This window comes from Mycolicibacterium psychrotolerans (genome assembly GCF_010729305.1).
Lineage (GTDB): Bacteria > Actinomycetota > Actinomycetes > Mycobacteriales > Mycobacteriaceae > Mycobacterium > Mycobacterium psychrotolerans.
Window position 1 is genome coordinate 3,595,892 of sequence record NZ_AP022574.1, and the last position, 21,145, is coordinate 3,617,036.

Genomic DNA, 21,145 nt, shown 5'->3' on the forward strand with positions numbered 1-21,145 from the left:
CTACGCTCGGGTTGCATGAGCAGCCTGGAACTCGGTGACCTGACCCGGGTGAACGGAACTCCCCCACCCGACGTCGCACTCGCCGACGTCGACCTGGGATCGTGGGATTTCTGGGGACTCGACGACGACGTGCGCGACGGAGCGTTCGCCACCTTGCGGCGCGAAGCCCCGATCAGCTTCCACGAGGCGATCGTCCCCGACGGCGAGGCCGAGGTGGCCGGGCACTGGGCTCTGACCCGCTACGACGACGTCTTCTACGTCAGCAGGCATCCGGAGCTGTTCAGCTCTGCGCTGGGCATCGTGGTCGGCGACCAATCCCCGGAGCTCGCGGAATACTTCGGCTCGATGATCGCGATGGACGACCCGCGCCACACCCGGTTGCGCAACATCGTGCGCAGCGCGTTCACCCCCAGAGTGCTTGCGCTGATCGAGGATTCGGTGCGGGCGCGGGCCGGGCGGCTGGTCGACGACATGGTGGACCGGCACCCCGACGGGCGCGCCGACATCGTCGCCGAGCTGGCCGGGCCTCTGCCGTTGCAGATCATCTGCGACATGATGGGCATCCCGGAGGACGACCATCAGCGCATCTTCGGATGGACCAACGTGATCCTCGGGTTCGGCGACCCTGACATCGCCACCGATTTCGACGAGTTCGTCTCCGTCGCGATGGCGATCGGCGCGTATGCCACCGCGATGGCCGACGACCGGCGCGAGCATCCCGGCGACGATCTCACGACTGCGCTGGTGGCCGCCGAACTCGACGGCGAGCGGCTCACGTCGGCCGAGGTGGCGTCGTTCTTCATCCTGCTCGTCGTCGCGGGCAACGAGACGACCCGCAACGCGATCAGCCACGGTGTGCTCGCGCTGAGTCGCTATCCGGAGCAGCGCGACCTGTGGTGGGCCGACTATGCCGCGATCGCCCCGACGGCGGTCGAGGAGATCGTGCGCTGGGCGTCGCCGGTGGCCTACATGCGGCGCACGGCGACACGTGACGTGGAGTTGGGCGGGGTGCGCATCGCGGCCGGGGACAAGCTGACGATGTGGTACGGCTCGGCCAACCGCGACGAGTCGAAGTTCGCCGATCCCTGGATGTTCGACGTGCGCCGCCATCCGAACCCGCATGTCGGGTTCGGCGGCGGAGGCGCCCACTTCTGCCTCGGCGCCAACCTCGCGCGCCGCGAGATCACCGTGGCCTTCGAGGAACTGCACCGCCGGGTCCCCGACCTGCGCGCGGTCGAGCAGCCCGACCGGCTGCACTCGGCGTTCATCCACGGCATCAAGCGACTGCCCGTCGCGTGGACGCCGCAGGCCGGTTAGCGCTGTGTGACGTCCGGGCGCATCGTCTGGGCGTCGCCCGGCGTGCCGCGATGTCCGTCCTGATGCCCAACGTCGCGGCGGCCGTCGGCGTGGCGGTCGTCGGCTTGGGTGTCGCCGGCGTGGTGATCCACCCGCGGGTCGAGCTTGTCGGCGTGCTCGTGCCGGGCAGCGATGTGCTGCTGTGAGCTGGTGAGCTTGTCGCGACGGCCGGCCGCGGTGTCGGCGAGCCGGGCCGCCTCGGCAGCCTTGGCGTCCGCCTCGGCCTTCGCGGCGCGGGCCCTGGCCTCGGACTCCTCGACGATCGAGGCCTGCCGCTGCACGCGCTGGCTGTCGTGATGCGCCTCTTCGCGGATGCGATCGGCTTCCTGTGCTCGGCGGCGGTCACGGGCCTTGCGTGCCGCGAACACGATCAGGGCGATGACGATGATCGCGACGACGGCGACCACGATCCATACGACGGTGTTGTTGCTGTCCATGCCGGCTCCTCGACGACGGGGGGCCGGTCGTGATTGACGACCCCGTGAATCGTCGGATGCCCGAGTGCCTGCGGAGCTAAACCGCGCCGCTCACAGCGTGGCGGTCAACGGGCCGGTCTCCTGGCAGGACCTCTGCGGTGGATTGCCCGCGGACGCGCAGCCGCGTCCGGTCGCGGTGTAGACCGCGCCTGGGCGGTAGGGCTGGAAGAAGACCTGCGCAGGCAGGATTCCGGCGCCGCGGGCGCACGTCCCGGCGTCGGAGGCGCCGGCCATCTGGATGCAGGCGACGGTCTGGAAGGTGACCGCGCCGTCGCACGCTCTCGGGGTGACCGTCGCCGTCACCACGTTGGTGCCGGACACGGTGACCACGCTCGGGGGCGAGAGTTCGTACTCGCAGGTCGACGGTGCCGGTTGCGCGTCGGCGACCGCGGCCGTCGCGCCGAGGAGCAGCGCGGCAGCCGAGACCACTGCGAACGTGCGGAGCATGCACGAATCGTAGGGCACCGGGGTGCCGGCGCACCGGCTATTGAACGCGTAGCGCGCTGAGCATCCCGGCGGCCGAGCGCGGCCAGGTGAACTGCTCGGCCCGCCGGCGTGCACTGTGCCGCCGGTGGTTCTCGGGCCGGCTCATCACCGCTGTGACGGCGTGCGCGATGGCCCCGGCGTCGTTGTCGGCGGTCGCGCCGCTGTCGTGGGTGAGGATCTCGGCCAGCGCCGAGGTGCGCGACACGACCGCCGGCGTCCCGCAGGCCAGGGCTTCGAGCGCCGCCAGCCCGAACGTTTCATGAGGCCCCGGCGCCAGCGCGACGTCGGCGCTGGCCAGGATGGCGGCCACGGTGTCGCGGCACCCGATGTAGCCGGTGAAGTCGACCGGCAGCCCGTCGGCCTGCCGCTGCAGCCGGGAGCGCAGCGGACCCTCCCCGACCACCACCGGTCGCGCGTCGACCCCCGAATCCCGCAGCGCGGTAACGGTATCGATGCTGCGGTGCGGATGCTTCTCGACTGAGAGCCGCCCGCAGTGCACCAGCAGGGTCTGGCCGGGGCGGGCCCACCGCTCCCGCATCGCCGCAGACCGCAGTCGAGGATGGAACTGGTCGAGGTCGACGCCCAGCGGCACCGTCAGCAGGTTCGTCGCCCCGATCCGGTCGAATTCGGCGCGGGCGAACGCCGTGGTGCAGACCACCGCGTCGTAGTCGGCGGCGGTGCGCCGGTTGGCGGCGTCGGCGACGGTCCTGGCCCACGTCGGTGGCAGGACCTGTCCGACGAGCCGGTCGAGCCGCTCGTGGGAGATCATCACCGTCGAGACGCCGTGTCTGCGGCCCCAGGGTCCCAGCGAGCGCAGCGTGAGCCGGTCGGACACCTCCAGCGCGTCGGGTGCCAGCTGCTCGAGCAGCGCGGTGACCGGCCGCGGCGACACCGCGCGGTATCCACCGGTGAACGGAATCAGCTTGGCGGGCAGACTGATTCGGACGACACCACTGGCCAGCGTGGTGGCCTCGTTGCGCCGGCCGGGCACGACGAGGAACACGGTGTGTCCGGCCGCGCAGTATTCGGCGCCGAGTCGGTCCACCGCGGTGCGCAGGCCGCCGGACCGGGGTCCGTAGAAGTTGGCCACCTGCACGACCCGCATGGCTGCATAGAACGCGCGCGGGTGTGCGAGGAGCAACGACGGGTGGGCGCGTCACCGAACAGCAGGTTGCGTCTTCGCCTGGTGTCAGCCGACGTGCACGGTCAGCCAGTCCAGCGTCCGGCGCCACGCGTCGTCGGCGGCGGCCTGGTCGAAGCGGTCGCCGGTGTCGTTGAAGAACGCGTGGTTGGCGCCCGGTTCGGTGACGAGTTCGTGCACCAGGCCTGCCTTCTCCAGGGCCGCGCGCGCCGCCGGTTCGGTGGCGTTCACGCGCTGATCGAGTGCGCCGTAGAAGCCGAGCACGGCGACGCCCTTCGACGCCGAGAAATCGGGGTCGTCCGGGGTGGGCCCGTAGAACGGGAACGCCGCGGCCAGTTGCGGCACACCGCTGTCGAGCAGCCGCCACACCAGACCGCCGCCCATGCAGAACCCGATCGCGGCGACCTTGCGGCCAGGCACGCGGCGCTGGAGTTCGGCGATGCCCGAGTTCAGATCGGCCACCATCGCCTCTGGCGGGCGGTTGCCCAGCGCGGCCGTCGCCGCGGCCGGGTCGGCGAACGTGGCCGTGCCGCCGTTGTCAGACAGCAGATCGACGGCCAGGCTCGAATATCCCGCCCCGGCCAGCCGGCCTGCGACCGAGCGCACCCAGTCGGTGAGCCCCTTGTTCTCGTGGATGACCAGGATCCCGCCCCGCGCGTCGGGCGCCTCGGCCCACGCGCCCTGCAACTGTCCGGCCGGACCGGCCCACGTCACCGGCGCCGTGGGCAGCGCATTGGCCAGGCCGGGCGGCACCCGCTTGGCCGCGGACGGAGACGCGGACGGTGGCGGAGTCGGGCTCTCGGAGGTCGACCCGTCGGTCTGCTTGGTGTCCGCACAGGCGGCGATCAGCGCCGATGCACTGGCCGCGCCCACACCCAGCAGGGCCAGCCGGCGCAGCGCCTCCCGCCGGGACAGCAGGCCGTCGACGTGGTCGGTGGCGATCTCTTCGGCGATATAGCGCTGCAGCGGCGTCACCTGCTCGATTATGCGCCGACCGCGGGTAGACACTCGGCGAGATCTGTTCACGATTTCGTTGACACGTGTCGTGTCGACCTGTTCGATAGGGAGCGTGAGCAGTGCTGTGAGCTACGACACGATCATCCGCAACGGCCGCTGGTTCGACGGCTCCGGCGCACCGTCGGCGATCCGCACGATCGGCATCAACGACGGCCACGTCGCGGTCATCGCCGACGACGACCTGGCCGACGCCGACGCCGCGGAGGTGATCGACGCGTCAGGGAAATGGGTGCTGCCGGGCATGCTGGACATCCACACCCACTACGACATCGAGGTGCTCGGCGGCCCCGCGCTGGCCGAGTCCCTGCGCCACGGTGTCACCACGGTTCTGCTCGGCTCGTGTTCGCTGTCCACCCTCTACGTCGACGGTCCCGACGCCGGCGACATCTTCGGCCGCGTCGAGGCGATCCCCCGCGAGCACGTCATCGACGCGATCGAACAGCACAAGACCTGGACAAACGGCGAGGAGTACATCGCCGCTCTGGAAGACCGCCCGCTGGGTCCCAACGTCGCCGCGTTCATCGGCCACTCCGACATCCGTGCCGCGACCATGGGTCTGGACCGCGCCACCCGCGGCGACGAGCGCCCGACCAAGGCCGAGCAGGCGCAGATGGAGCGCATGCTCACCGAGGCGCTGCGCGCCGGCTTCGTCGGAATGTCCTCTCAGCAACTGCTTTTCGACAAACTCGACGGAGAGGTCTGCCGCTCGCGCACCCTGCCGTCCACCTACGCCAAGCCCCGGGAACTGCGCCGGCTGAAGTCGCTGTTGCGGCGGTCGGGGCGAGTCCTGCAGTCCGGACCCGATATCCAGAATCCGCTCAACATCGGCTCGCAGGCCTTCGGTTCGCTGGGCATCCTGCGCAACCCGCTCAAGACCAGCCTCCTCTCTGCGGCCGACGTCAAATCCAACCCGCTGGCGATCAAGGTGCTGGGCCCGCTGGCGAAGCTGGTCAACCGCCTCGGCGGCGACTTCCGCTGGCAGCACCTGCCGGTGCCGTTCGAGGTCTACGCCGACGGCATCGATCTGGTGATCTTCGAAGAGTTCGGGGCGGGCGCGGCGGCCCTGCACCTGCGCGACGAGGTCGAACGCAACGCGCTGCTGCGCGACGAGACCTACCGGCGCCGGTTCCGCAGGGACTACGACGCGAAGTTCGGCATGCGGGTGTGGCACCGCGACTTCTTCGACGCCGAGATCGTCGACTGCCCCGACGCCTCGGTGATCGGCAAGTCGTTCGGTCAGGTCGGCCGCGAGCGCGGCGGCCTGCACCCGGTGGATGCCTTCCTCGACCTGGTGCTCGAACACGGCACCGCGCTGCGGTGGCACACCACGATCTCCAACCACCGTCCCGAGGTGCTCAAGATGCTGGCCCGCGACCCGGGCGTGCAGATGGGTTTCTCCGACGCCGGCGCGCACCTGCGCAACATGGCGTTCTACAACATGGGCCTGCGCCTGCTGCGGCACGTGCGCGACGCCGAACGCGCCGGCACGCCGTTCATGACCGTCGAACAGGCTGTGCACCGTCTCACCGGCGAACTGGCCGACTGGTACCGCATCGACGCCGGGCACCTTCGCGTCGGCGACCGCGCCGACGTCGTCGTCCTCGATCCCGAACACCTCGACGCGTCGCTGGACGACTACGCCGAGGCGCCCGTCGACCAGTACGGCGGTCTATCCCGGATGGTCAACCGCAACGACGCCACGGTGACCGCGGTGTTCGTCGGCGGCCGCGCGGTGTTCCGCGAGGGTCAGCCCACTCCGCTCGTCGGGGCGCGGCGCACCGGCCGCTTCCTGCGCGCGGCCCACAAGGCCCCGGCCTTGGCCGCACGGGAGAACGCACTGAGCCATGTCGGCTGAGCACATCGTCGAAGGCATGTGGGCGGCGCTGTCGGTCCGCGACTGGGAGCAGCTGAAGACCTACCTGTCCTGGGACTGCATCTATCTCGACATGCCCGTCGGCCCCGCCGCGGCGGCCCGCGGCCCCGACGACATCGTCAAGCGCCTCAAGATCGGCCTGGAGCCCCTGTCGTCCTACCAGAACTTCCCCGGCCTGATGGTGAGCAACGGCAGCGACGTGATGTACGAGCATCACGAGGAATGGCATTGGGCCACCGGAGAATCCGCGGTCCTGCAGTTCGTCACCGTGCACAGGGTCATCGACGGCGAGATCACGTTGTGGAAGGACTACTGGGACATGGGCGCACTGGTCAACCATGCCCCGCCCACGTGGCTGGAGGACTTCGCAAAAGCGGACATGACCTCGGTGTTTGATGCCACAGGACTGGTCTGACACCACCCGAATTCGGGGCATGTTCGACTGGTGTTCGACTAGCACACGGGTCTATGTCACAATATGTTATGACCGAATTATTTGCTGACCTCGCCGCTGAGGTGCCCCGGTGGCGACGCGCGATGCGCGCCGCCGGTAAATCCGACCGCACGATCACCACCTATAGCGCGGGCGTGTCCCGGTTCTTGCGCTGGTGCGACGACACCGGGACACCCCCGGAGCTGACGAAGGCCAACGCGCAGGGGTGGGTCGCCGACTTGCTCGACTCCGGCGCGCAAGCCACCACCGCGACGACCTGGCTGGGCGGGCTGAAGCGGTTCGGCGCATACCTGGCCGACGAGGAGCTGTTGCCGTCGAACCCGCTGGACCGGCTGTCGCCGCCCAAGATCGCTGTGAAGGTGACCGAGACGCTGACCGACGACGATTTAAAGCGGTTGCTCAAGACGTGCCAAGGCAGCAAGACCCTTCGTGACCGGCGCGACGAGGCGATCATCCGGCTGATGGCCGAAACCGGGCTCCGCGCAAACGAACTCGTGGCCCTCCAACTGGCCGACCTGGACATGGACCGCCAACTAGCGACCGTCACACGCGGCAAGGGCGGCAAGGGCCGCATTGTGCCGTTCTCCCCACAGACCGCGACCGCGCTGGACCGCTACCTCCGCGTGCGCCGCCAACGCGCCGCCGCCGACAACCCGCACCTATTCGTCGGCGCGCAAGCACCCGGCTTCGGATACTGGGCACTGGCCGCGTCACTGAGACGACGCGCGAAAGACGCGGGCGTGGACGGCTTCCACGTCCACAAGCTCCGGCACACCGCCGCGACCCGCTGGTTGCGTGCTGGCGGCTCTGAGGGCGGTCTGATGGCCGTCGCCGGATGGTCCTCCCGCGAAATGCTGGACCGCTACGTGCGCGCGTCCGCGTCCGAACGCGCCGCCGACGAGGCGCGCAACCTCAACCTCGGTGACCTCTAAAGCCAAGGGATAGAGATAACCCCTTGCTGTGACCTCCCAAGGCCACGACCTCCCAATTGACCGCCTCGCACGTCACTCCCAGCGTCCATCGCCCCGCGTCGGCTGAGTGCGCAGGGTTACCGGATTGACCTGGAGGCCGTTGATCACGCGACGAAACCAGGGACGAAGCCGGTTCCCCATCAAGGCACTACCGGAGCGGTCGGTTTACGGCGGACTCACCAAAAGCGCCGGGAACATTTTTCAACCGGGGCCTGGCGTACATCGCATCTGAACGGATACACTCGAACACGGTTAGATGTTCCTGAACCCCGTCCCCGCGAAAGCGGTGGCGGGGTTCAGTTACGTTCTACCCCAACGGCTTTCGGTTGTATAGACCCGAACTCACTGGTCACGAACACATTCCGACACACTGGCTCACACTGGATTAAACGGCGCGCCGACGGTGGCTGACCTCTGAGCGGTGTGCCAGGTGTCCGGATCCGGACACCTGATCTTGGATTCGCCCTGGTGACAACCTCGCTCGTGCTCACAATCTCCACGGATTCCGTGTGCAACACGCACACACAAATCCGACGCGAATCAAACTCCGCTCGAACGCTTTTCGCCTAACCACAGCCCCTTGCGCCCAATTTTGCACACGGGTAATGTCGATTGAAGTACGCGGCTGAAACGTCCGCGCACCCGCGTAGCACCGCACCAGCACCGCTGAGGAACGGCACACGGCCAGGCCGTTCCGGAATTGCGAGAGGGTGCGCTGATGTCCAAGCCCAAAGGCGGCGCGATACCCGCGCAACACATGACGCCGAACGAACGACGGCTTCGCGCCCAGGTGGCCGCGAATGCGTCGTGGGCGGCGACCGAGGACCGTGCGGCGCGAATGGCGAAGGTGCGGAGGGCTTCCCCCACTGAGCTGGAATGGCACGCCAACAAACTCGACCCCGACCACGAACTCCCCGACGCTGAGCGGTACCGCCGCGCGGAGAACGCGCGTAAGGCGTATTACGCGGGCATGGCGCTGAAAGCGGTCACCGCCGCACGCCACCGCCGCGAGAAGCGGGCGCGTGAACATGAGAAGTGAAGACGTCTACAGCCCTGATCCGGTCGTCGCGGACGCACGAAAGTTGCGCCGCCTGGTGGAGCACTTGGAGGTGTTGACCATCGACGCCGGGATCGGTGAGGACGCGCGCGCGGAATTGTTGTGGAGCATCGACGCCTTGCGCCGGATCGTTTCCCGAGGCGGCGAAACAGATTGTGCCGAGCCCGCTTTCATCTTCAAGGGTGGCCCGCCGAGAATCGAGGGACCGTAACATGGCCCGCCGACAAACTCCCCCGTTGCATCTGTGCAATTTCACCGCCACCCGCCGAGCAGATGGCCGGTGGGTGGGCAAGTGCCAAGAATTCCCCGACCTGGCGACTCGCCCGCACGGGAGCAAGGTCGCCGCCCTGGACGCGATCATCACGGCGACCTCTGAGCGGCTCCGCGCCATGTACTTCCCCGAGGCCGAGACGTGAACCGCCTCTGCGCGGAATGCGGTGTCCGGCCCGCGACCGACGACGGATTATGCAAGTCGTGCTCGTCGCGTGAGGCCCGTGAAGAACGGCTTGCCACCGAACGAGCTGAGGACGGTGCCTGAATTGGACACTTGGGAGATTCGTGTCAGCCCTGGTCGTCGTCGCGGGTCGTCAGACCAACCCAGCTTCTTCTGCTCTGAGTGCGAATACGAAGTCTGGCGTGGGTATTTCATCGCACGACCAGCAAGTACCAGCGATTCCGGCGGCTGGATGTGCCTGACGTGCGTCGTGGACCGCGTCCGAAAAGACCTCTACCAACTACCGGCGAGGAACACATGATGACCGACAGACTCGTTCACCGCTGCAATGTGTGTACGCGCACCGTCGCGGACGGCACAGGGTACGTCCACATCTCCCACACCGAGATTTACCAGCACGAGCAAACCCGGCGCGACTGGCGCGCCCAGCACGCGGGTGACATCTACGTCTCGGTCGCCGACATGCCCGACGACGGGCCGGTGCGCTGGCGCACGCACCACACCGACTGCGACCCCGACCCCGGCGGCGACGACTACGTGATCCCCGTCGTACGGATGCGGACCCGTGAGGAATTGCTGTCCTGGACCGCGCACCTTCTCGACAAAAGGTGGCTCTACCAGACGGACTGGAGTCAGTTCATCTACTCGAAAATCTCTCGGGAGGAGGCTGCCACGGTATGACCGCACGGCGCTCGGGCTCGTGGCGGCACTCCGGCCCGGTCTTCGATAACGCCCCGTGTGCAGGTCGCTGGCAACTGTTCGACCTCGTCGCCGACGACCCCACCGCCACCGAAGCCGAAGCCGAAGCCCTGGCCCTGTGCCGGTCATGCCACGCCCGGTCGGCGTGCGCGGCATGGCTCGACTCAATGCCCAAGTCCTCGCAGCCCTACGGCGTCACAGCCGGTCGCGTCCACCGAACCCGAAAGACCACCACCAACGACGCAGGAGGAACCGATGACCGATGAACCCGCACCACCGCCCGCCGAGTGGGTTCCGCACTCCTACGAGGGGCTCCGAATCGCGATGGCCGCGTTCTTGCACCGTGTACGGGGCGACGAGCGGCACTCGGCGATGCTGGTCGCTGAAGCTGGTCATCGCGGCTTGGCGTACGACGTCTTCGACAGCGCCTTGTGGCTGCTGGAGCAAGTAGGCCACTTCGAGGGCGACGAGAAGAAGCAAGCCAAACTCGAACACGACATCGTGCGGTTGGCTGGATGGGAAACCGAGGAGGAGGGCGACGAGGAATGAGCATCACCAACGGGCACAGCGCCGACCCGCCCGCGAGCTTCGATGACCCTGCTCTGGTTGCCCGCCTGGTCGTCCTCGGCGCGTTGCACGACGACCACGATGCGTTGGACGACCTCGCCGACCGCCGACCCGACCTCGACATCGACCAGCTCATTCTGGTGGCTGAGGTCGCCGCCGCCGTCGTCGCGGCCATGACGACGCCCGACACCGCCGCCGCCATCCTGCATCTGAAAAGGAACCCTCGCCGATGACTGACACCGACGCACCCGACGACACCACAGAACCCCCCGAAAGCGGCCCTGAGAGCCACGCTGACGCAACAGAACCCCCTCCCCCGTCCGATGACACCGGAGCGGACTCTGAACAGGGACGCCCGCCGCACCCCGGCATGGTGTGGGACGCGACCAACAACCGCTGGACCGAGTCGGAGCCCTCGGAGCCGCGCACCCGCGAAGCGAAGTACCGGAAACAGCTGCGGGACACCGAAGCTGAGCGGAACTCGCTCAAGGAGCGGCTGGAATCCCGCGACCGCGCCGACGTCGAGCGGATGGTCGTCACGAAACTCACCGACCCGCGCGACCTGTGGCGGGCTGACGTGTCACTGGCCGACATGGTGGGCGACGACGGGGAGATCGACACCGCGAAGGTGGACGAGGCCGTCGCGAATGTGATCGCTGCGCACCCGCATTGGGCCGTCCAGAGACCCAACCCCGCCGCCCCGTCCAGCGCCGTCGGTTTCGGGGCGTCGCAACCCGAGATTGACGACGAACCGCCAACCTGGCAATCCGTGTTCCAAAAGGCGCGCGGCCAAAGCGAATAGCGGCGGCGAGCTCGCTATTGGCTGATCCGCCAATTAAGCGACGCCCAGCGCGGCGCGTAGGATCACCGGCACGACCGCATCCGGTGTGTCACCGTCCCCGGTCCCCCGGCCCTGTTGGGTCACCGCGAGCATGACGTGTCCGTCCTCGCGTGAATCGAATCATTCACGCACAGCTAAGGACTCGCCATGTCTCTGTTCACCACCAGTGCCAGCGGCCTCTTGCGGCCAGAAGAAGTCGGCCCGCTCGTCATCGAACCGCTCAAGAAGGAATCCGTCGCGATGGCCGTCTCGCGTGTCATCACGACCGGCGCAACCAGTTTCAGACTCCCTCGGGTGATCGCCGACCCTGCTTCCGGGTGGTACAGCGAAGGAAGCGACATCGACCCGACCGACGCCACGGTTGACGAGTTGGACGTCGTGCCGCGAGCACTGAAGACGCTGTCCAAGTTGTCGAACGAACTGGTCGCTGACAGCAACCCGACCGCCAGCGAAGTCGTCGGTCAGGGCATGGCGCGTGACATCGCCAGGAAGGTCGACGCTGCCTACTTCGGCAACACCGTCGCCAACGGACCGAACGGATTGCTGAGCCTCGGAAGCGTGCAAACAGTCGACGCCGGTTCGGTATTCGATGACCTCGACGCTTTCGAGGAAGCCGCGAGCAAGCTGGAGAACGTCGGTTCCAAGGTCACGGCGTGGGTTGCCTCCGCGAATACGTGCCTGGCGTTGGCCCAGCTTCGTGAGTTCACCGGCACCGGCTCGACGTCGAACGTCCCGCTGTTGTCGAGTGACCCGACTCAGCCGACCCGCCGGCAAATCCTCGGTGCGCCGCTGTGGCCGCTGCCTTCTGAGGTGATCGCTGACGGCACGGTGTGGGGCTTGGACCGCGACAAGAGTTTCGTTGTCTTGCGCTCCGACACGACGGTCGAGGTGGACACCAGCTACTTCTTCGGCTCTGACTGCACGGCGGTTCGATCCGTGGTTCGGATTGGGTTCGGGTGGCCGCACCAGGAGGCTGTCGTGAAGATCAGCACGGGCGGTAGCTGATCCGTCGACTAGCTTGGCTGGGGCCGCTCCCTTGGAATGTCGGGTGTGACTTTTCGACTGAGAATTTTGTCGAGTTGTTGGTTGGTGGCAATGGGTTTCGGTGTGTGGGTTGGGGTTGTGATGCTTGGTCGTTCGGGGAGCAAGGCGTCGCGGTGGAGCTTGGTGCGGTCGTGGTGGGCGCTGAGAGCCACTTCGGGCTGTTGCTGGGCTCTGCCCAGAGACCAAAAACTTCTGGGAGCCCAGCGGTTTCTCGGCGGATCAACTTTTCGGTTGTTAACTTGATCTCGGTTAGTGTTGGCGTCATGGTGAGGCGGTCGCGGGAGGCGGAAACGCTGCTCGGGGAACTGGAATCGGAGCTGGCCCGGTCGTCGGAGGCCGCTGGTGTGACGCTGTCGTGGACGCCCGCCGAACGGCAACACCTCGACATGATCGCCTCGACGGTGGACCGCCGCGTTCACTTGCAAGGGCGGTACAACACCACCGACCCGCTCGACGCGAAAAATTTGTGCCGGTACTCGACGGAGATTCGGTTGTGCGATGCGCTGGTGTCCCGACTGCTCGGGAAGGTCTCGACCGACGTCGCGCCGCCGATGAGTCAGCGGAGCCGCCGCGCCCAACACGCCGCGCTGTCGCGGTGGGCGAGGGACAGCGGTGCCACAGGTTGACCGGCCCGCCGAGGTGGTCAGCGGCCTCCGCGAGCATCTGATCGCCCAGGCCCGCGCCCAGGTGACGCGCCTCGACGCCGCCGCGTGCGACTGGTACGACTTCGGCGGCGAACGTCAGCGCCAGCGTGACCGCATCGACGCGCTGCTCGACGGACGCGACGTCACCGTGTACCGGCACGAACTCCCCCGCGAACACCAACCCCGCCGCGACGGCACCATGCGCTACACCTTGCACGGCCACCGGCTGATACCGACCCGCTGACCGCCGACGACGAACGCGCGAAAACCGCACGGTAGACCCCGCACCGCTGAAACACTGTCCCCATGTGGACGATTCAAGGTGCTTTGCCATGTCACAGATAATTCACGGCACACAGGGTCTGTCTGACCTCGTTTTACCAGGTCAGAGCACACCGCTGTGTTAGTTCTACGGAAGGACTACTGGGACATGGGCGCGCTGGCCAACCACGCGCCGCCGACCTGGATGGAAGACTTCGCCACCGCCGACATGTCGTGGGTGTTCGACGCGACCGGCCTCGTGTAGAGGAGAACGCGATGCTGGATCTGAAGATCACCGGCGGCACGGTCGTCGACGGCACCGGCGCCGAGCGCTTCCGCGCCGACATCGGGGTCAAGGACGGCCGGATCGTCGAGGTGCGCCGGCGCAGCGGCGACGACGACGGGTTGACCACCGACGCCGCCGAGCACATCGACGCCACCGGCCGTTTCGTCACACCGGGGTTCGTGGACGTGCACACCCACTACGACGGCCAGGTCAGCTGGGACGACACCCTGGAACCGTCGAGCCTGCACGGGGTGACGACGGTGGTCAGCGGAAACTGCGGGGTGGGTTTCGCCCCGGTGCGGCCGGGCCGCGAACAGTGGCTCATCGAGCTGATGGAGGGCGTCGAGGACATCCCGGGCAGCGCGCTGGCGGAGGGCATCAGCTGGCAGTGGGAGAGCTTTCCCGAATACCTCGACGCCGTCGAGAAGCGTTCTCTGGCCGTTGATTACGGGACCCAGGTGGCCCATGGCGCGGTGCGCGGCTACGCGATGGGCGATCGCGGCGCCCGCAACGAGGAGGCCACCGCCGACGACATCGCCGCGATGGCCCGCATCGTGACCGAGGCGGTCGAGGCGGGCGCGCTGGGCTTCTCCACGTCGCGCACGGAGGCGCATCGCGCCATCGACGGGGAACCGGTGCCCGGAACCTACGCCGCCGAGGCCGAACTGTTCGGGTTGGGCCGTGCGATGGCCGCCGGCGGTCAGGCCGTGTTCGAGGTCTCTCCGCAGGGCACGGCCGGCGAGAGTCCGGCGGAGGCCACCATGCGCGAGCTCGAGTGGATGACCAAGCTGTCCGCCGACATCGAGCGGCCCGTGTCGTTCACGATGATCCAGACCGGCGGCGCGCCCGATCTGTGGCGCCGCCAGCTCGAGCGGGCCGGCGCCGCGCTCGATCAGGGCATCGCGCTGTACGCGCAGTTCGCCGCCCGGCCGTTCGGGATGCTGTTCGGCTTCGCCGGCTATCACGCGTTCACCCACCGGCCCACTTACCGAAAACTCAAAGCCGAGCTCGGCCACTCCGATCTCATTGCGCGGCTGGCTGATCCGGCGGTGCGGGCGGCGATCCTGGCCGAGACGGATCTGCCGCCGCAGCCGGTGCCGATGTTCGACGGGCTGTACGCGCTGATCCAGTACAGCGTCGACAAGATCTTCCCGATCGGCGACCCACCGGACTACGAACCGACACCGGACATGACGGTGGCCGCGATCGCCGCCCGCCGCGGCGAGGATCCGCTGGCGACGATGTACGACCTGATGCTCGACTCCGGCGGCACCGCCATGCTGATGCTGCCGTTCTTCAACTACGCCGAGGGCAATCACGACGCGATCTACGAGATGATGACCCACCCGGCCGCGGTGTCGGGGCTCTCCGACGGCGGCGCGCACTGCGGCCTCATCTGTGACGCCTCCTACCCCACCTTCCTGCTGACCCACTGGGCGCGGGACCGCCACCGCGGCCCGAAGTTCTCCCTCGAGTACGTGGTGCGCAAGCAGACCCTGGACACCGCAACGCTTTTCGGGCTGTCCGACCGCGGAGTCATCGCCGAAGGCCGCAAGGCCGACCTGAACGTGATCGACATGGACGCGCTGCGGTTGGACGTTCCGCGGATGGCCTACGACCTGCCCGCCGGTGGCCGTCGGCTGATCCAGGGCGCCTCCGGCTACGACGCCACCGTGGTCAGTGGGGTCGTGACGCGCCGGCACGGCGCCGACACCGGGGCACGTCCGGGCCGGCTGATCCGCGGCGTGCGCTAGGACGCGACCAGGTCGTCGATCTGATTGATCGCCGCCGTCGCGCCCTCGGCCATACCCATGTCCAGCACCTGCTGCAGCGCCTCGGCGGAGTCGTAGGTGCTGACGAACGTCGACCGGGTGCCGCCGTCGTGGGCGCGGAAGGTGAACACGCTTCTCGACACGGGCAGATCCGGGTTGGGGGTGAACTCCAGGTCGGCGAACCCGTCGTCGAACGAGAAGCCGTGCGGCTCATCGACTGCCGTGACGTGCCAGTAGCCGGCGTACTTGTCACCCTCGGGCCCGGTCATGTAGTACGTCACCCGGCCTCCGGGACGCAGGTCGTGGTCGACCACCGTCGCGGGGTATTCGGGCGGCCCCCAGATCTTCTCGAGCTGGCGCGGATCGGCGTAGATCTGCCAGATGCGCTCGACGGGGGCGGCGAAGTCGGCGACGATGGTCAGGGTTCGGGTGTCCAGGTCGTGGTGGACGTCGGTCACGGGCATGGTCATTCCTCCTGTGCGTTCTCGGATGCGATCAGGTCGTCGATGCGCGCGACGCGGCCGCGCCAGAGAAGTTCCAGCTCGGCCAGCAACGAGGCCACCGACCGGACCGCCGTCACGTCGCCACTGGCCAGTTGCTCGCGGCCGCGCCGACGCTTGGTGATCAGTCCGGCCCGGTCGAGCACGGCGACGTGCTTCTGCACGGCGGCGAAACTCATGTCGTAGTCCGCCGCCAGCGTCGACACCGAGTGCTCCCCCACCAGCACCCGGCGCAGAATGTCGCGCCGGGTCCGGTCGGCCAACGCGTGGAACAGGGCGTCGGTGCGGTCCTCGTCGATGACGATCACCCCCTTAACATACAACCAATCGGTTGTATGTTGTCAAGGGTTGGTTCACACGCTCCAGGCGAGCCGGAACTTCTCGGCCAGCTCGTCGGCGCTCAGCCCGCCGTACGTCTCCTGCTCGTAGCGCCGCACGCCGACCACGGCGTCCACCACCGGGTCGCCCAGGATGCGTCGCATCAGTGCCGAACCGTCGAGCGCGTCGAGCGTCGCGGTCTGATCCGTCCCCAGCACGGTGATGCCCGCCTCGGCGCGCTGCGACTCCGACAGCGACGAGGGGTCGACCGCCACCTCGGCAGACAGCGTCAGTTCCCGCTCGACACCGTCGAGTGCCAGGCCGAGGATCGCCGCGGACGCCAGGTACGGGTTGGCCGACGGGTCGACGATCTTGACTTCGACATTGGCGCCGTGGACGTTCGCGGGTCCGGCCGTCAGGAACCGCACCGCGGCTTCCCGGTTCTCGGTGCCCCAGCAGGCGTAGGCGCCGGCCCAGCTGCCCGGCTGCATCCGCAGGCCCGAGACGATCGATCCGCTCAGTACGCCCTGAGCCTCGGCCAGCCCGGCGAGCACCCCGGCCACCGCCGAGGCGCCCTCGCCGGTCATGCCGGCCGGACCGTCGCCGCCGGAGAACACCGGGACCTCATGGCGGGTCAGCGAGAAGTGTTGATGCGCACCGGAACCGACGCTTCCGGCGAACGGCACCGGCGACAGGCTCACCCGCACACCGTACTTGCGGGCCACCCGGCCGATGATGATGCGCATCAGCGTCACATGGTCGGCGGCCGCGACGGGCTTCTGCGGGGCCAGCGAGATCTCGAACTGGTTGGCGCCGTACTCGGGATGGAACTGCTCGATGGCGACCCCGGAGGCGGTCGCGGCCGCGGTGACGTCGCGGACGAACCCCTCGAACTCCAGGACACCGGCCAGCCCGTACTGCGCCCACAGGCGGCTGGGCAGCGCGCTGCCATCGGGGCCGACCAACACGAACTCGATCTCGTGGCCCACCACCGCGTCGAGGCCCGCGCCGGCGAGCCTGTCCTCCACGCGGCGCAGCGCGCCGCGGGTGCAGAACGGATCGCGTGCACCGTTCTGGTCGAAGAAATCGCCCGGCGCCCAGGCGAATCCGTCACCGAGGATGCGTAGCGCGCCGAGGTCGATGCGGATGCGCTGATCGCCGACGACACCGGTGGCGGCACTGAACACGATGCCGGCCTGGTCGATGGCGAAGACGTGCCAGACCGGGCTGGCGCCCAGACCGGGATCGGCGAACGAGCCCATCCGGCGCAGCGGGATCGTCTTGGCGTGGATCAGACCGGCCGGGTTGACCACGGTGCCGATCAGCGTGCCGACACCGTCGGACTCGAGCTGGGCGATCGCCGCGGCGGCGAGCGGTTTGGCGGCCATGCCGGCCATTCTGCCGTCCACCGATCCGCTTTACAGCGTGATCTTGCAGGCCTGTCCGATGTCGAGAGTGCTCAGCATCCGGCCCATCCCCACCCACATCGCGCAGGAGATCGCCAGATCGGTGAGCAGTGCGTCGTCGAAGTGTTCCTTGGCGCGGGCCCAGAAGTCCTCGTCGTCGCGCAGGCCGGTGTGGTCGGTGGCGAACCGGTGGGCGAATTCCATCGCGATCCGCTCGGCGTCGCTGTAACCGGGCCAGGTGCGCCACTGCGCGGCGTAGTCGTAGAACTCCTCGGTGATGCCGTTGGCCTCGCCCTCGGTGTCACGGGTGTTCTGACACGTCACACACTCGTTGGCGAGCGCGATCACGATCCGCGCCGCCTCCCGGGTGCGCATCGGCAGCCGGTTCTTCTCGTACACCGCGTGGCTGAACTTGGCCATCGCCGTGCCCAGCTCCGGTGACGTCACCGCGAAACCCGTCACGTCGTCGTCGGCGAAGTCCCCGATTCGGCTCATTGCCGGATTGTAACGTGTTCCAGTTCCCGGACGGGCCGGTCGACTACTGCGGCGGCCGCGACACGCACTGCGCGAGATAGAGCTCCTCGCCCAGCTTGTTCATCAGCTCGAGCTGGGTCTCGAGGTAGTCGATGTGCAGCTCTTCGTCGGCCAGGATCTTCTCGAAGAGGTTCGCCGAGGTGGCGTCGCCCTTCTCGCGGCACAGGATGATGCCCGGCCTCAGCCGCGCGACCACCTCGTGCTCGATCGCGAGGTCGGCCTCGAACTGCTCGCGGACCGTCTGGCCGACGCGCAGCGAGAACAGCCGCTGGTAGTTGGGCAGCCCGTCGAGGACCAGGATGCGATCGGTGATCTCCTCCGCATGCACCATCTCCTCGAACGATTCCTTGCGGGTGTGCGCCGCCAGTTCGGTGAAGCCCCAGTTGTCCTGCATCTTCGAGTGCAGGAAGTACTGGTTGATCGCCGTGAGTTCGCTCGTCAGCTGCTCGTTGAGCAACTTCAGAACCTCGGGATCGCCTTGCATGGTCGGCTCCTCGAACGCTGGTGAATCGTCTGAACGGGCTGTGGGCTGAGCACGTTCAATCTAGTGCACTTCCGCAGACGGCACGGGCACCATCGGCGCTGTGTCCACCGACCTGGACTACCGGCGTCAGGTAAGGATAGACTTCGCTAACCGTTCACGGGCCGCACAGACAGGCGAGGATGACGATGGGTGAGCACGATCTGCATTCATTCATCCTGGCGTGCGACTATCGCGTCGACGACGTCGAGCACATGTGGACCTGGCTGGGCGGGCGCCGCGACTCGCTCTCCTCTATCGGCGCCCACCACGTGGTGCTCTACGAGTCCATCTGGGAACCGCGCCGGGTGCTGGTGACGATCGGAATCCGGCACGCGGCCCCGCTGCGTGACGTACTGAGCTCGCCGGCGATCTTCGAATGGTTCGACATCTCGGGCGCCGAGGACATCCCACCGATCTTCTGCGGCGAGGTCGTCGAGAAGATCGATCTGCAGGGCGGCAGCTCCGAACGACACGTGGGACGGGTCGTGGTCGGGGTGATGTCGTCGGTCGACGACGTGCCGACCCTGATGGAGAAGGTGCACGACGGGCTCGCCCGGTTCGCCGGCGGCGGGGTGCGCAAGATCTGGGTGTACCGCGCACTCGACGACGGGCACGAGGTGCTGATCCTGCAAGAGATCGCCGACGAGATGAGCGCCCGGCAGTGGATCGACCACCCCGACGCGGCGGCGGAATGGATGAGCCACGCGGGCATGGGGCCCTACCCCACCCAGTTCGTCGGCAGATTCGCCCATCTGATGAGTGTGGACGAGCGGGGATAGCGGCCGATGTTCGTCTGTCTGTGCACCGGGACCACCAGTCACGTGGTGGACGAGGTCGTGGCCAAGGGCGCCCGGACGTCCAAGGACATCGCCGCGGCGTGCGGAGCCGGCGGCGACTGCGGCCGGTGCCGCCGGACGCTGAGGGCGATCATCGAGGCCCACTACGCCCAGTGCGACGCCCGCGTCATCCGTTAGCCGTGCCCTGACCGGTGAACGCGGCCAGCGCGGCGGCATTCGCGGCGCCCCCCAGCAGTTCCGTGAACGCTTCGTTCTCGCGTTCGGTCGCCGCGGCGATGCCCGCCCGATACGGTTCGGCGATGGCCCGCTTGACGGCGACCAGGCTCGGAATCGACTGTGCGGCAAGGACATCGGCGTGGCGGCGAGCCTCGGGCAGCAGGTCCGCGGGTTCGCACACCTTCCACGCGATACCCATCCGGTGTGCTTCGGCGGCGTCGACCCATTCCGAGGACAGCAGCATCCACGCCGCGTTCTGCCGGCCGATCAATTGCGGCAGCAGAAACGACGAGGCCGCCTCGGGGGCCACGCCGAGGCTGGTGAAGGGACACTTCAACCGCGCCGTCGACGACATGAACACGAGGTCGGCGTAGCCCAGGATGGTGGCGCCGATGCCCAGGCCCACGCCGTTGACCGCGCAGATCAACGGTTTGGGGAGCTCCGTGAGCGCGGTGATCATCGTCGAGAAGTGGCTGCCGGAGGAATACGAACCCTCGGCGATGCGGGCCTGCATCTCCTTGAGGTCGTTGCCCGCGCTGAAGGCGCGCCCGGCGCCGGTGAGCAGCACGACGGCGACGTCGGGGTCCTCGCCTGCCTCGCGCAGCGCGACGGCGGTCGCCAGGTAGAGCTCCTCGTTGAACGCGTTGAGGGCCTCGGGCCGGTCGAGCACCAGGGTGCGGACGCGGTTGTCGTCGCTGATCTGCAGAGTCACGGCTGCACTGTAACGAACGGCTCCCGCAACACGTATCGGCTGGTCGGGACGGTGTCGACGTTCTCGTTGGCGCCGAACGCCGAGGTGCTCGCCACCATGCGGGTCATCCGGTCGGCGAGGTCGTCGTCGTCGGCCGCGCCGAAGAAAGCGTGCAGATCCGTCGTCGCCTCGATGGGGAACAGTTCCTCGACGATCGCCGAGATGGGCGCGGCACCCTCGGTGAGGGCGCGCACCACGGTGTTCTGGATGTATCCGAACGTCGCCTGGGTGTCGATCGCGACCTGGGTGTGATCGCGGTGCCACCGCGTCAGCCAGGTGGCCTGGTCCAGGTCGGCGGGGCGACGCAGCAGCGCGATGTTGGCCAGACCGGGCGTCCGTGCGCCCACCTCGGTCGGCGGGGGGACCAGCGGAACCGACTCCGTGACCAGATATGCCGCGAGCTCGTCGCAGACGTCAGCGAGAATCTCTGTCGCCCTGTGGATCTGCGTGCCGTAGTACTGATCGGTCCACAGGCTCACCACAGCGATCACCGGTGGATCCAACGTGGTCAGTGTCATCAACGAGGCGCCGACCGCGCCGTCGCGGACGTTGACGGCCAGACCCGCGACGCCGGTGGCCAGCAGCGTCTGCGCGATGTCGGTGCGCAGGCGGGTGCACCACGCCTCGTCCCCCGGGACGCCACGCAAGGTCATGATCACTTTCTCCACTCGGCGAACATAACCCCGCGCCAGAATGGACGG

General features: G+C 68.0%; 29 protein-coding genes and 1 pseudogene. 19 read left to right on the forward strand and 11 right to left on the reverse strand.

Annotated features, from left to right (window positions below; translation table 11 throughout):
* The first annotated feature begins 15 nt into the window (after window positions 1–15).
* Window positions 16–1,317, forward strand: a complete 1,302-nt coding sequence (locus tag G6N45_RS17665) for a cytochrome P450 (protein WP_163723432.1) — start codon at window positions 16–18, stop codon at window positions 1,315–1,317.
* Here G6N45_RS17665 and G6N45_RS17670 read toward each other — a convergent pair.
* From G6N45_RS17670 to G6N45_RS17685, 4 genes are all read right to left on the reverse strand, one after another.
* Window positions 1,314–1,793 carry a hypothetical protein gene (locus G6N45_RS17670; RefSeq protein WP_246228713.1) on the reverse strand — a complete coding sequence of 160 codons (480 nt, stop codon included), beginning with the start codon at window positions 1,791–1,793 and terminating at the stop codon, window positions 1,314–1,316. The genes G6N45_RS17665 and G6N45_RS17670 overlap by 4 nt on opposite strands.
* A 90-nt stretch (window positions 1,794–1,883) precedes the next feature.
* A complete protein-coding gene (locus G6N45_RS17675) occupies window positions 1,884–2,279 on the reverse strand; it encodes a hypothetical protein (RefSeq protein WP_163723433.1) in 396 nt (131 codons plus the stop codon).
* Window positions 2,280–2,316: 37 nt separating this feature from the next.
* Complete coding sequence (locus tag G6N45_RS17680) at window positions 2,317–3,423, reverse strand: glycosyltransferase (protein ID WP_163723434.1); 1,107 nt, start codon at window positions 3,421–3,423, stop codon at window positions 2,317–2,319.
* Window positions 3,424–3,507: 84 nt separating this feature from the next.
* Entirely contained in the window at window positions 3,508–4,434 is a 927-nt protein-coding gene (locus tag G6N45_RS17685) for a dienelactone hydrolase family protein (RefSeq protein ID WP_163723435.1), read from the reverse strand.
* Window positions 4,435–4,540: 106 nt separating this feature from the next.
* On the opposite strand from G6N45_RS17685, the gene G6N45_RS17690 reads away from it, so the two are divergent.
* From G6N45_RS17690 to G6N45_RS17765, 16 genes and pseudogenes are all read left to right on the forward strand, one after another.
* Window positions 4,541–6,331: an N-acyl-D-amino-acid deacylase family protein gene (locus G6N45_RS17690; RefSeq protein ID WP_246229129.1), complete on the forward strand. Its 1,791-nt coding sequence runs from the start codon at window positions 4,541–4,543 to the stop codon at window positions 6,329–6,331.
* Window positions 6,321–6,764, forward strand: a complete 444-nt coding sequence (locus G6N45_RS17695; RefSeq protein ID WP_163723437.1) for a nuclear transport factor 2 family protein — start codon at window positions 6,321–6,323, stop codon at window positions 6,762–6,764. Before G6N45_RS17690 ends, G6N45_RS17695 begins: the two co-directional genes overlap by 11 nt.
* 68 nt (window positions 6,765–6,832) lie before the next feature.
* A complete protein-coding gene (locus G6N45_RS17700) occupies window positions 6,833–7,735 on the forward strand; it encodes a tyrosine-type recombinase/integrase (protein ID WP_163723438.1) in 903 nt (300 codons plus the stop codon).
* A gap of 757 nt (window positions 7,736–8,492) precedes the next feature.
* Window positions 8,493–8,813 carry a hypothetical protein gene (locus tag G6N45_RS17705; RefSeq protein ID WP_197746846.1) on the forward strand — a complete coding sequence of 107 codons (321 nt, stop codon included), beginning with the start codon at window positions 8,493–8,495 and terminating at the stop codon, window positions 8,811–8,813.
* Complete coding sequence (locus tag G6N45_RS17710; protein WP_163723439.1) at window positions 8,803–9,042, forward strand: hypothetical protein; 240 nt, start codon at window positions 8,803–8,805, stop codon at window positions 9,040–9,042. Before G6N45_RS17705 ends, G6N45_RS17710 begins: the two co-directional genes overlap by 11 nt.
* A gap of 1 nt (window position 9,043) precedes the next feature.
* Window positions 9,044–9,247, forward strand: coding sequence for a hypothetical protein (locus G6N45_RS17715; protein ID WP_163723440.1), 204 nt, complete (start codon window positions 9,044–9,046; stop codon window positions 9,245–9,247).
* Between the two features lie 338 nt (window positions 9,248–9,585).
* Window positions 9,586–9,966 (forward strand): hypothetical protein, encoded by a 381-nt coding sequence (locus G6N45_RS17720; protein WP_163723441.1) that lies wholly within the window; start codon window positions 9,586–9,588, stop codon window positions 9,964–9,966.
* Window positions 9,963–10,250, forward strand: coding sequence for a WhiB family transcriptional regulator (locus G6N45_RS17725; protein WP_163723442.1), 288 nt, complete (start codon window positions 9,963–9,965; stop codon window positions 10,248–10,250). Before G6N45_RS17720 ends, G6N45_RS17725 begins: the two co-directional genes overlap by 4 nt.
* On the forward strand, window positions 10,240–10,533 hold the full coding sequence (locus G6N45_RS17730; RefSeq protein WP_163723443.1) for a hypothetical protein: 294 nt from the start codon (window positions 10,240–10,242) through the stop codon (window positions 10,531–10,533). The genes G6N45_RS17725 and G6N45_RS17730 overlap by 11 nt, the downstream gene beginning before the upstream one ends.
* On the forward strand, window positions 10,530–10,784 hold the full coding sequence (locus G6N45_RS17735) for a hypothetical protein (RefSeq protein ID WP_163723444.1): 255 nt from the start codon (window positions 10,530–10,532) through the stop codon (window positions 10,782–10,784). Before G6N45_RS17730 ends, G6N45_RS17735 begins: the two co-directional genes overlap by 4 nt.
* On the forward strand, window positions 10,781–11,353 hold the full coding sequence (locus G6N45_RS17740) for a hypothetical protein (protein WP_163723445.1): 573 nt from the start codon (window positions 10,781–10,783) through the stop codon (window positions 11,351–11,353). The genes G6N45_RS17735 and G6N45_RS17740 overlap by 4 nt, the downstream gene beginning before the upstream one ends.
* Window positions 11,354–11,539: 186 nt before the next feature.
* Window positions 11,540–12,397, forward strand: a complete 858-nt coding sequence (locus tag G6N45_RS17745; protein ID WP_163723446.1) for a phage major capsid protein — start codon at window positions 11,540–11,542, stop codon at window positions 12,395–12,397.
* 302 nt (window positions 12,398–12,699) lie between these two features.
* A complete protein-coding gene (locus G6N45_RS17750) occupies window positions 12,700–13,062 on the forward strand; it encodes a hypothetical protein (RefSeq protein WP_163723447.1) in 363 nt (120 codons plus the stop codon).
* Window positions 13,049–13,324 carry a hypothetical protein gene (locus G6N45_RS17755; protein WP_163723448.1) on the forward strand — a complete coding sequence of 92 codons (276 nt, stop codon included), beginning with the start codon at window positions 13,049–13,051 and terminating at the stop codon, window positions 13,322–13,324. Before G6N45_RS17750 ends, G6N45_RS17755 begins: the two co-directional genes overlap by 14 nt.
* A 159-nt stretch (window positions 13,325–13,483) precedes the next feature.
* Window positions 13,484–13,606 (forward strand): annotated as a pseudogene (locus tag G6N45_RS17760) (nuclear transport factor 2 family protein); the annotation flags it as partial.
* Window positions 13,607–13,617: 11 nt separating this feature from the next.
* Window positions 13,618–15,381, forward strand: coding sequence for an N-acyl-D-amino-acid deacylase family protein (locus G6N45_RS17765; RefSeq protein WP_163723449.1), 1,764 nt, complete (start codon window positions 13,618–13,620; stop codon window positions 15,379–15,381).
* On the opposite strand, the gene G6N45_RS17770 is transcribed toward G6N45_RS17765, so the two are convergent.
* The 5 genes from G6N45_RS17770 to bfr are packed head-to-tail and all read right to left on the reverse strand — an operon-like array spanning window position 15,378 to window position 18,641.
* Entirely contained in the window at window positions 15,378–15,863 is a 486-nt protein-coding gene (locus G6N45_RS17770) for an SRPBCC family protein (protein ID WP_163723450.1), read from the reverse strand. The genes G6N45_RS17765 and G6N45_RS17770 overlap by 4 nt on opposite strands.
* 2 nt (window positions 15,864–15,865) lie before the next feature.
* Complete coding sequence (locus G6N45_RS17775; RefSeq protein WP_163723451.1) at window positions 15,866–16,207, reverse strand: ArsR/SmtB family transcription factor; 342 nt, start codon at window positions 16,205–16,207, stop codon at window positions 15,866–15,868.
* A gap of 45 nt (window positions 16,208–16,252) precedes the next feature.
* On the reverse strand, window positions 16,253–17,614 hold the full coding sequence (locus G6N45_RS17780; RefSeq protein ID WP_163728607.1) for a type I glutamate--ammonia ligase: 1,362 nt from the start codon (window positions 17,612–17,614) through the stop codon (window positions 16,253–16,255).
* A gap of 21 nt (window positions 17,615–17,635) precedes the next feature.
* Window positions 17,636–18,118, reverse strand: a complete 483-nt coding sequence (locus G6N45_RS17785; RefSeq protein ID WP_057147945.1) for a carboxymuconolactone decarboxylase family protein — start codon at window positions 18,116–18,118, stop codon at window positions 17,636–17,638.
* Window positions 18,119–18,161: 43 nt separating this feature from the next.
* Window positions 18,162–18,641: a bacterioferritin gene (gene bfr, locus G6N45_RS17790; RefSeq protein WP_163723452.1), complete on the reverse strand. Its 480-nt coding sequence runs from the start codon at window positions 18,639–18,641 to the stop codon at window positions 18,162–18,164.
* 185 nt (window positions 18,642–18,826) lie between these two features.
* Here bfr and G6N45_RS17795 point away from each other — a divergent pair, with 185 nt between their 5' ends.
* Both G6N45_RS17795 and G6N45_RS17800 read left to right on the forward strand, forming a co-directional pair.
* Window positions 18,827–19,459, forward strand: a complete 633-nt coding sequence (locus G6N45_RS17795) for a fatty-acid--CoA ligase (RefSeq protein WP_163728611.1) — start codon at window positions 18,827–18,829, stop codon at window positions 19,457–19,459.
* 6 nt (window positions 19,460–19,465) lie between these two features.
* The gene (locus tag G6N45_RS17800; RefSeq protein ID WP_163723453.1) at window positions 19,466–19,654 is read left to right on the forward strand and encodes a (2Fe-2S)-binding protein; all 189 of its coding nucleotides are present in this window, start codon (window positions 19,466–19,468) and stop codon (window positions 19,652–19,654) included.
* Here the strand turns inward: G6N45_RS17800 and G6N45_RS17805 are convergent.
* Both G6N45_RS17805 and G6N45_RS17810 read right to left on the reverse strand, forming a co-directional pair.
* A complete protein-coding gene (locus G6N45_RS17805; protein ID WP_163723454.1) occupies window positions 19,644–20,405 on the reverse strand; it encodes an enoyl-CoA hydratase/isomerase family protein in 762 nt (253 codons plus the stop codon). The genes G6N45_RS17800 and G6N45_RS17805 overlap by 11 nt on opposite strands.
* Window positions 20,402–21,112 carry a hypothetical protein gene (locus G6N45_RS17810; RefSeq protein WP_407664217.1) on the reverse strand — a complete coding sequence of 237 codons (711 nt, stop codon included), beginning with the start codon at window positions 21,110–21,112 and terminating at the stop codon, window positions 20,402–20,404. The genes G6N45_RS17805 and G6N45_RS17810 overlap by 4 nt, the downstream gene beginning before the upstream one ends.
* Window positions 21,113–21,145 lie beyond the last annotated feature (33 nt).

Excerpts from the sequence above, each read along its gene's own strand:
- G6N45_RS17665 (WP_163723432.1), top strand. The coding sequence starts at position 16 with ATGAGCAGCCTGGAACTCGGTGACCTGACCCGGGTGAACGGAACTCCC.
- G6N45_RS17670 (WP_246228713.1), bottom strand. The coding sequence starts at position 1,793 with ATGGACAGCAACAACACCGTCGTATGGATCGTGGTCGCCGTCGTCGCG.
- G6N45_RS17675 (WP_163723433.1), bottom strand. The coding sequence starts at position 2,279 with ATGCTCCGCACGTTCGCAGTGGTCTCGGCTGCCGCGCTGCTCCTCGGC.
- G6N45_RS17680 (WP_163723434.1), bottom strand. The coding sequence starts at position 3,423 with ATGCGGGTCGTGCAGGTGGCCAACTTCTACGGACCCCGGTCCGGCGGC.
- G6N45_RS17695 (WP_163723437.1), top strand. The coding sequence starts at position 6,321 with ATGTCGGCTGAGCACATCGTCGAAGGCATGTGGGCGGCGCTGTCGGTC.
- G6N45_RS17700 (WP_163723438.1), top strand. The coding sequence starts at position 6,833 with ATGACCGAATTATTTGCTGACCTCGCCGCTGAGGTGCCCCGGTGGCGA.
- G6N45_RS17705 (WP_197746846.1), top strand. The coding sequence starts at position 8,493 with ATGTCCAAGCCCAAAGGCGGCGCGATACCCGCGCAACACATGACGCCG.
- G6N45_RS17710 (WP_163723439.1), top strand. The coding sequence starts at position 8,803 with ATGAGAAGTGAAGACGTCTACAGCCCTGATCCGGTCGTCGCGGACGCA.
- G6N45_RS17715 (WP_163723440.1), top strand. The coding sequence starts at position 9,044 with ATGGCCCGCCGACAAACTCCCCCGTTGCATCTGTGCAATTTCACCGCC.
- G6N45_RS17720 (WP_163723441.1), top strand. The coding sequence starts at position 9,586 with ATGACCGACAGACTCGTTCACCGCTGCAATGTGTGTACGCGCACCGTC.
- G6N45_RS17725 (WP_163723442.1), top strand. The coding sequence starts at position 9,963 with ATGACCGCACGGCGCTCGGGCTCGTGGCGGCACTCCGGCCCGGTCTTC.
- G6N45_RS17730 (WP_163723443.1), top strand. The coding sequence starts at position 10,240 with ATGACCGATGAACCCGCACCACCGCCCGCCGAGTGGGTTCCGCACTCC.
- G6N45_RS17735 (WP_163723444.1), top strand. The coding sequence starts at position 10,530 with ATGAGCATCACCAACGGGCACAGCGCCGACCCGCCCGCGAGCTTCGAT.
- G6N45_RS17740 (WP_163723445.1), top strand. The coding sequence starts at position 10,781 with ATGACTGACACCGACGCACCCGACGACACCACAGAACCCCCCGAAAGC.
- G6N45_RS17745 (WP_163723446.1), top strand. The coding sequence starts at position 11,540 with ATGTCTCTGTTCACCACCAGTGCCAGCGGCCTCTTGCGGCCAGAAGAA.
- G6N45_RS17750 (WP_163723447.1), top strand. The coding sequence starts at position 12,700 with ATGGTGAGGCGGTCGCGGGAGGCGGAAACGCTGCTCGGGGAACTGGAA.
- G6N45_RS17765 (WP_163723449.1), top strand. The coding sequence starts at position 13,618 with ATGCTGGATCTGAAGATCACCGGCGGCACGGTCGTCGACGGCACCGGC.
- G6N45_RS17770 (WP_163723450.1), bottom strand. The coding sequence starts at position 15,863 with ATGCCCGTGACCGACGTCCACCACGACCTGGACACCCGAACCCTGACC.
- G6N45_RS17780 (WP_163728607.1), bottom strand. The coding sequence starts at position 17,614 with ATGGCCGGCATGGCCGCCAAACCGCTCGCCGCCGCGGCGATCGCCCAG.
- G6N45_RS17785 (WP_057147945.1), bottom strand. The coding sequence starts at position 18,118 with ATGAGCCGAATCGGGGACTTCGCCGACGACGACGTGACGGGTTTCGCG.
- bfr (WP_163723452.1), bottom strand. The coding sequence starts at position 18,641 with ATGCAAGGCGATCCCGAGGTTCTGAAGTTGCTCAACGAGCAGCTGACG.
- G6N45_RS17795 (WP_163728611.1), top strand. The coding sequence starts at position 18,827 with ATGGGTGAGCACGATCTGCATTCATTCATCCTGGCGTGCGACTATCGC.
- G6N45_RS17800 (WP_163723453.1), top strand. The coding sequence starts at position 19,466 with ATGTTCGTCTGTCTGTGCACCGGGACCACCAGTCACGTGGTGGACGAG.